The 6,812-nt window shown below is 44.6% G+C and carries 5 protein-coding genes; 3 read left to right on the top strand and 2 right to left on the bottom strand.

Annotated features, from left to right (window positions below; all coding sequences use genetic code 11):
* The first annotated feature begins 266 nt into the window (after positions 1 to 266).
* From ABWW58_RS14165 to ABWW58_RS14155, 3 genes are read left to right on the top strand one after another with little or no spacing between them, the layout of a single operon-like run.
* Complete coding sequence (locus ABWW58_RS14165; RefSeq protein ID WP_093668827.1) at positions 267 to 1,037, top strand: (Fe-S)-binding protein; 771 nt, start codon at positions 267 to 269, stop codon at positions 1,035 to 1,037.
* The gene (locus ABWW58_RS14160; protein ID WP_353869714.1) at positions 1,003 to 2,463 is read left to right on the top strand and encodes a LutB/LldF family L-lactate oxidation iron-sulfur protein; all 1,461 of its coding nucleotides are present in this window, start codon (positions 1,003 to 1,005) and stop codon (positions 2,461 to 2,463) included. The genes ABWW58_RS14165 and ABWW58_RS14160 overlap by 35 nt, the downstream gene beginning before the upstream one ends.
* Positions 2,460 to 3,158: a LutC/YkgG family protein gene (locus tag ABWW58_RS14155; RefSeq protein ID WP_353869713.1), complete on the top strand. Its 699-nt coding sequence runs from the start codon at positions 2,460 to 2,462 to the stop codon at positions 3,156 to 3,158. The genes ABWW58_RS14160 and ABWW58_RS14155 overlap by 4 nt, the downstream gene beginning before the upstream one ends.
* 943 nt (positions 3,159 to 4,101) lie before the next feature.
* Here ABWW58_RS14155 and ABWW58_RS14150 read toward each other — a convergent pair.
* Together ABWW58_RS14150 and proB are read right to left on the bottom strand one after the other, a co-directional pair.
* The gene (locus tag ABWW58_RS14150; RefSeq protein ID WP_353869712.1) at positions 4,102 to 5,358 is read right to left on the bottom strand and encodes a glutamate-5-semialdehyde dehydrogenase; all 1,257 of its coding nucleotides are present in this window, start codon (positions 5,356 to 5,358) and stop codon (positions 4,102 to 4,104) included.
* On the bottom strand, positions 5,358 to 6,509 hold the full coding sequence (gene proB / locus ABWW58_RS14145) for a glutamate 5-kinase (protein ID WP_353869711.1): 1,152 nt from the start codon (positions 6,507 to 6,509) through the stop codon (positions 5,358 to 5,360). The genes ABWW58_RS14150 and proB overlap by 1 nt, the downstream gene beginning before the upstream one ends.
* Positions 6,510 to 6,812: the final 303 nt, after the last annotated feature.

Genomic DNA, 6,812 nt, shown 5'->3' with positions numbered 1-6,812 from the left:
GTTGGAGAAAAAAGATATCCGTTTGAAATGAATGAAGTGATGAAACTTTGAACGTGTTACAAAAAAGAATAGATAGAAAAAAGGCATATTCATTATAACTAATTGATCATTGCAAATGAGCCGTATTGGGTTGATCTTTTTTAAAATATGTATAAAATGTGAGTGAAGAGTGAATACATTGTGACATTTTGAAGCTATGAACATGCAAGTAGATGAATAGTATAAGAATGACTATGTCACAAGCAAAAGGAAAGAAGTTGGGTTAAGTGAAGGTTTCTCTTTTTACAACATGTTTGGGAGAACTGTTTTACGTCGATGTATTAAAAGATGTAACGGAAATATTGGAAAGGCTAGGATGTGAAGTGGATGTCCCTGAAGGACAGATCTGTTGCGGACAGCCGGCTTATAACAGCGGATATGCGAAAGATACAAAGGGCCCTGCAAAGCATATGATTAATGCGTTTGAGCACTCTGATTATATTGTTTGCCCCTCTGGATCTTGCGCAACGATGTTCCATGAATATCCTAACTTCTTTGCAGATGAACCGGAATGGCAAGAAAAAGCAAAGAAGATTGCGAGTAAGACTTATGAATTTACACAATTTATTGTTCGTGTGCTTGGTGTGGTTGACGTGGGGGCTGAATATCATGCACGGGCAACACTCCACACTTCATGTCATATGACTCGGCTTCTTGGCGAGCGTGAATCCCATTACACATTGCTGAAGCATGTGAAGGGTCTTGACCTGGTTCCGCTGCCGAACAATTATGACTGCTGCGGCTTTGGCGGCACGTTCTCTGTTAAAATGTTTCCTATTTCGGAACAAATGGTTGATGAGAAGATACGCCACGTTGAAGAAACAGACGCGGAGGTGCTGATCGGTGCCGATGCGAGCTGTCTGATGAATATCGGCGGTCGTATGAAGCGGTTAGGAAAACCAATTAAAGTACTACATATCGCACAAGTATTAAACAGTCATCAAACTGAAGGAGATGAGCGCCATGCCGATGAAAGTCGGAAATCAACCGTTCTTTAAGGGGGTTGATCAAGCTATCCATGATTCATTCATGGTCAACGCTGTTTCTTCAGCACAGGATGGTCTGCGTGGTCGAAAGCTTAGCGCTACCGTTGGAGATGACGCCTTAGGTGATTGGGAAGAGTGGAGAAGTGCCGGAGAAGAAATCAGAGCACATACGCTGAACAATTTAGACTATTATCTTAAACAGCTCAGTGATAACTTCTCGAACCGTGGCGGACATGTTTTTTTCGCGGAAACAGCCGAGGAAGCGCGCGAGTATATTAAAAAGGTCTGTAAAGAGAAAAATGCAAAGCATGTAGTTAAAGCGAAATCAATGGTTACTGAGGAAATAAGCTTAAACGAAGCCCTCGAAGAAGAGGGTTGCGAGGTCCTTGAAACAGATTTAGCGGAATTTATTCTCCAGGTGGATCATGATCAACCTTCACATATCGTCGTACCGTCAGTGCACAAGAATCGACAACAGATTCGTGACGCTTTCAAAAAATTAGGTTATGAAGGCAGCGACGATCCAAAAGAACTTGCGGGATTCGCGCGTAAAACACTGCGCAGCAAGTTTCTAAACGCTGATGTTGGGATTACCGGATGCAATTTTGCTGTTGCCGACACCGGGAGCATTTGCCTTGTGACAAACGAGGGCAATGCGAACATGGTTACCAGTTTCCCAGAAACACAGATTACCGTTATGGGTATGGAGCGCCTCGTCCCCACTTGGAAAGAACTGGATGTTGTCGTGTCCCTGCTCTGCAGAAGCTCAGTTGGCCAGCGTTTGACAACTTATGTAACGGATATTACTCCTGAAGCAAATCAAGAGGCTGTTGATAGTCCTAAAGATTATCACTTAGTTATTGTCGACGCAGGACGTTCCAATGCACTCGGCACCGATTTTCAATCCGCATTACATTGCATTCGCTGTGCAGCATGTATCAATGTTTGTCCAGTATATCGTCACATCGGCGGTCACGCTTACGGGTCAATCTACCCAGGTCCAATCGGCGCGGTTCTGTCTCCTATCTTAGGCGGCTACGATGCGTACGGTAAATTGCCATATGCTTCTAGTCTTTGTGCTGCGTGCTCAGAAGCGTGTCCGGTGAAAATACCGTTGCATAAATTGTTGATTCGTCATCGCCAAAAATATGTGGAAGGCGGCGGTCATCCACCGATTATGGAGAAAGCGGCAATGAAAGGATTCGGTATTGGTGCGTCTTCCTCACCAATCTTCAAAGCCGGCGTAAAAATGGCTCCTATTATGCTCAAACCGCTTGTTCATGATGGCTCAATACCGAAAGGACCGGGACCGATGAAACCGTGGACGCATGGCAGAGATCTGCCGGAACCGAGCAGAGAGAATTTTAGAGCTTGGTTTAAAAAACACCGGGATCAGCCGATGACGTCCCATGATAAAGGAACAGGTGAATCATTATGAACGGAACCATTGAAAATCGCGATTCATTTCTTAAAAAAATAGCTGATAAATTGAACCGAGTGCCTGGCGAACCCCCCGAAAAGCCGGAATGGTTGCACTCGCCTCAAGAACATGTCTATGAGAATTATTCCGAGGATCAACTTGTGGAGATGATGAAGAACGCATGTGAGCCAATTCATACCAAGGCATTCGAGACAACATCAGCTAAATTGGCGGAGCAACTGGATATGTTGATCACGGAATACGGCGCAGGAAAAATCGTTGCGACGAAAGATGCACGATTCAATGAATTCGGTCTTAAAGATGTTCTTGAAAAATATCAGGTGTATACATGGGATTATTCTGAAGGACATAAAAACATTGATAAAGCAGCTGAAGCAGCCATCGGCTTAAGTATTTGTGATGTCATGCTCGCAGAATCAGCGACTGCGGGACTCTTCAATGATAAAGATAAAGCGAGAAGTGTCAGTCTTCTTCCGGAGATATCAATTGTTATTGTGCCGAAAAGCCGAATTGTTCCACGTCTGACACAAGCTATGCAATTAGTAGAAAATAAAGTTAAGAATGGAGAAAAACTTTCTTCGTACATTAACTTTATATCTGGACCAAGCAACAGTGCTGATATAGAAATGAGACTTGTTGTCGGTGTTCACGGTCCAATTAAAGTGGCTTATCTTATTGTGAGTGATTTGTAAAAAGGGGTAATCAGTAACCGTTCAAATGAATGTGCTGGGTTAATAGGGTTGCTAAAAGACAGTTCCTAAAATGGAGCTGTTTTTTTATCGGAAAACTGTAAGAAAAACTAGGTAAAAAGCGCCCGGTCCTTACTTCCACAGGATTTGATGACTTTCGCCTTGTATACAGGACGTACTTCCACAGGATTTGATGACTTTCGCGTTGCATACAGGACGTATGCGTACTTAGCGAAAAATCCCTTACACTTAGCGAAAGCTCCTCTTTATAGCGAAAGTTCCTTTGCTCTAAATACCGTTTTGAATCATCAACCTTGTCTTGAATAAAATAAGCGGAGATTTTCCGCTTATATGCATCATGGCGCTTGTTTCACAGGTACATAAGGGGAATTTTTCCGCTTATGCACAGAAAAACCCTCCATTTTCACGTTTTTCGATTCGATAAGCGGAATTTCTCCGTCTATTTAAGCGATTTTTTCATTCATTTTCTAATTAAGCGGAATTTCTCCGTTTATTTCTCAGATTGGGCGCTAACCTGATCGCCCAACCAAATCTTATGACCTTATCGTCGTACAAACAAGCCAACATCTAAACTGCTTGTTAGAAAAACCGGGCAAAAAGCGCCCGGCCCTTAATCTCCAGCCATGTGTGATGGTTTTGTGCTGAATCGTCGCCTCGGTTACTCGCTTGCCGCGGGCACACCGCGAGCCTCCTCAGACAGGCAGGAATCTGCGGGGTCTCGCTGGCACCTGGTCCCGCAGTCTCGCACCTCCACTTTGATTCTTGGTCAAGACACTGGTCTATTAGTTTGAAAACGTGCAAAATAATAAACTCTCTTATCTTGTAAAGTACAAGATACCAAAAAATCACAGGTCACTAGGAGGATTTGTATAAAAAAAGGCTGCCACTCGGATTTAATTGAGTGGCAGCCTTTTTTAGGATCCTCTTAAGGACGAATTTGTCCGTTGCCTTCGACAAGATATTTAATGCTGGTTAATGCGTTCAGCCCCATCGGACCGCGTGCATGAAGTTTTTGGGTACTGATACCTATTTCAGCACCAAAACCGAATTCTTCACCATCTGTAAACCGTGTAGAGGCATTGTGGTATAAAGTTGACGCATCGACGAATTGGAAAAAGCTTGCTACATTTTGCGCATTTTCAGTAATAATTGATTCTGAATGTTTCGTTCCATATTTATTAATATGTTGAATTGCTTCTTGCAGATCATCAACGATTTTAACAGCAATAATTTTATCGAGGTACTCAGTTGCCCAATCTTCTTCAGTCGCTACGATTAGATCAGGAAATTGATCGACTATTCTTGGGTCAATTCGGCAGGTGACCTGTGCCGCCTGTAATGCATCAATTAAACGGGTGCCGAATTTTTCAAACCAGTTCTTGTGGACAATGACCGTCTCAATTGTGTTGCATACGGAGGGACGCTGTGTCTTCGCATTGAGCACGATACTAATGGCCATTTCCGGTTTTGCAGTTTCGTCGATAAATACGTGACAGTTACCTGCCCCGGTTTCCAGAACCGGAATGCTTGCTTGCTGAATGACTGTTTGAATTAGTCGGCTGCTCCCGCGCGGGATGAGGACATCGATCAAGCCGTTCAACCGAAAGAATTGGTTTGCGGTTTCATGACTTATATCCTCTAATAATTGAACGCTCTCTACAGGAAGAGGTGTCGTGCTAAGTGCGCTTTGTATGACGGACACAATTGCCTTGTTTGATTCCAATGCTGAACCACTGCCCCGTAGGTAGACTGCATTGCCCGTCTTTAAGCAAAGACCTGCGGCGTCAACCGTGACATTGGGACGCGCTTCATAGACCATCCCGATGACTCCGATCGGTACACGAATTTTTTTGATATGAAGTCCGTTTGGTCGAGTCCAGTTTTCAAGTTCATCGCCAATCGGATCCGGCAGATCAGCAAGATGCTCGAGAGCGTTTGCCATCGCATTAATCCGCTCTTCATTTAACATGAGACGATCAAGAAGTGAATCATTCACTCCTTTTTGTCGCGCTTGTTCCATGTCTTTAAGATTTGCCGAAATGATAGTGGGAGCTTGTGTGCGCAGATGTGCGGCAATTACGCGTAGCGCATCATTTTTTTCAAAAGTAGATCTTGCTGCCAGCGTTTGAGATGCTTGGCGCGCCAAGTGTGCTTTATGGATTAATTCAGTAACACTAGTCATTAGTGTTGGCTCCTTTCGCTAGCAGAGGTGTGAAGTGTAACTGTCCAGGGTACCCAATTATCACGATGAACGACTTCTGGATGCCCGCCGTTAATGAGATTCATGGCCCGATTGCTGCGCATTTGTTTAATTTCATTAAGCTGTTCAGAAGAATAGTTAACTTGACCTTTTCCGAGCACTCGGTTATTATGATCGACAATTTGGATGACTTCGCCAGCAAGAAAATGCCCACAGATCTGCTTGATGCCGGCAGGCAATAAGCTTTTTCCCTTGCTCATCAACGCACGTACGGCACCGTCATCAATTTCTATTTTACCTGATACAGGTGAGTGAAGGGCGATCCACTGTTTGGAAACTTTGAGTGATGGCTTCAGCGTTTCCGAACCGATATAAGTTCCATCTCCCTTTCCACTCACAATAGCGACCAATTTATCCGGTCCTTTTCCTGAACCGATGAAGGTACGCACCCCCAGAGAGAGTGCGGTACGCGCCGCGCGTAGTTTGGACTTCATGCCGCCGGTGCCAACTTTGGAACCGGCGGCATTACTGGTCTCATCAAGCAAGTGATCGGGAAGATGGTCAAGAAAGTGATAGCGTACGGCATCAGGGTATTCATTTGGATTCTTGTCATAAAGCCCGTTGACATCCGTCAAGATAGCAAGAAAATCCGCATGAATGAGTCCGCTCACGAGTGCGGACAGCATATCATTATCACCAAAAGTCAATTCAGCAAGCGAAACAGAATCGTTTTCATTAATGATCGGTATAACGGAACGTTTGATCAGTTCGGAGAGCGCCGAATAGGCATGGCTCGTTTGTTCACGCCGTTCAAAATCCTGTCTGGCAAGCAGGAGCTGCCCGATTGTCATTCCATATTTGCGGAAACTTTCGGCATAACTATTCAGCAGCATGACTTGGCCGACAGCCGCCGCTGCCTGTTTTCCCGCAATGGTTACTGGGCGGGCGGGATAACCTAATCCACAATAACCAGCAGCGACAGCTCCAGATGAAACAATGACCACTTCATGTCCTTTCGATTTTAATCGTGCAATGGCCGCGACATGATCCTGAAGCTTCGCATGATCAAGCTGACCATGGGAGTCCGTCAAGGAACTGCTGCCTATTTTAACTACCACTCGTTTTGCTTCCATAATTCATCGAATTCCTTTCGTCAAAAAAGCCTCTCTCCGTCCTAAATTAAAAGGACGGGGAGAGGCTTTGCCCGCGGTACCACCTTTGTTAGTACGGATAGTCACCGTACCCACTCGGATCTTCGTATCGTGAAGAGAAACGGTTCGGTTTTAGCCAAACTGCTCAAGGGCAGGTTCAACGTGAATGATGCGGGGCATCTCGCAGCCGATGGATGCCGTTCTCTGACGCTTTTTCACTGTTTACTAGTCCCTGTCAACGCCGATTATAGTTGCTATTATTATATTCAGCAATTATAAAGAAGT

Origin of the sequence: Sporolactobacillus caesalpiniae, assembly GCF_040513385.1 — a bacterium.
Taxonomy (GTDB): Bacteria; Bacillota; Bacilli; order Bacillales; family Sporolactobacillaceae; genus Sporolactobacillus.
This window is presented reverse-complemented; position numbering and strand designations above follow the sequence as displayed.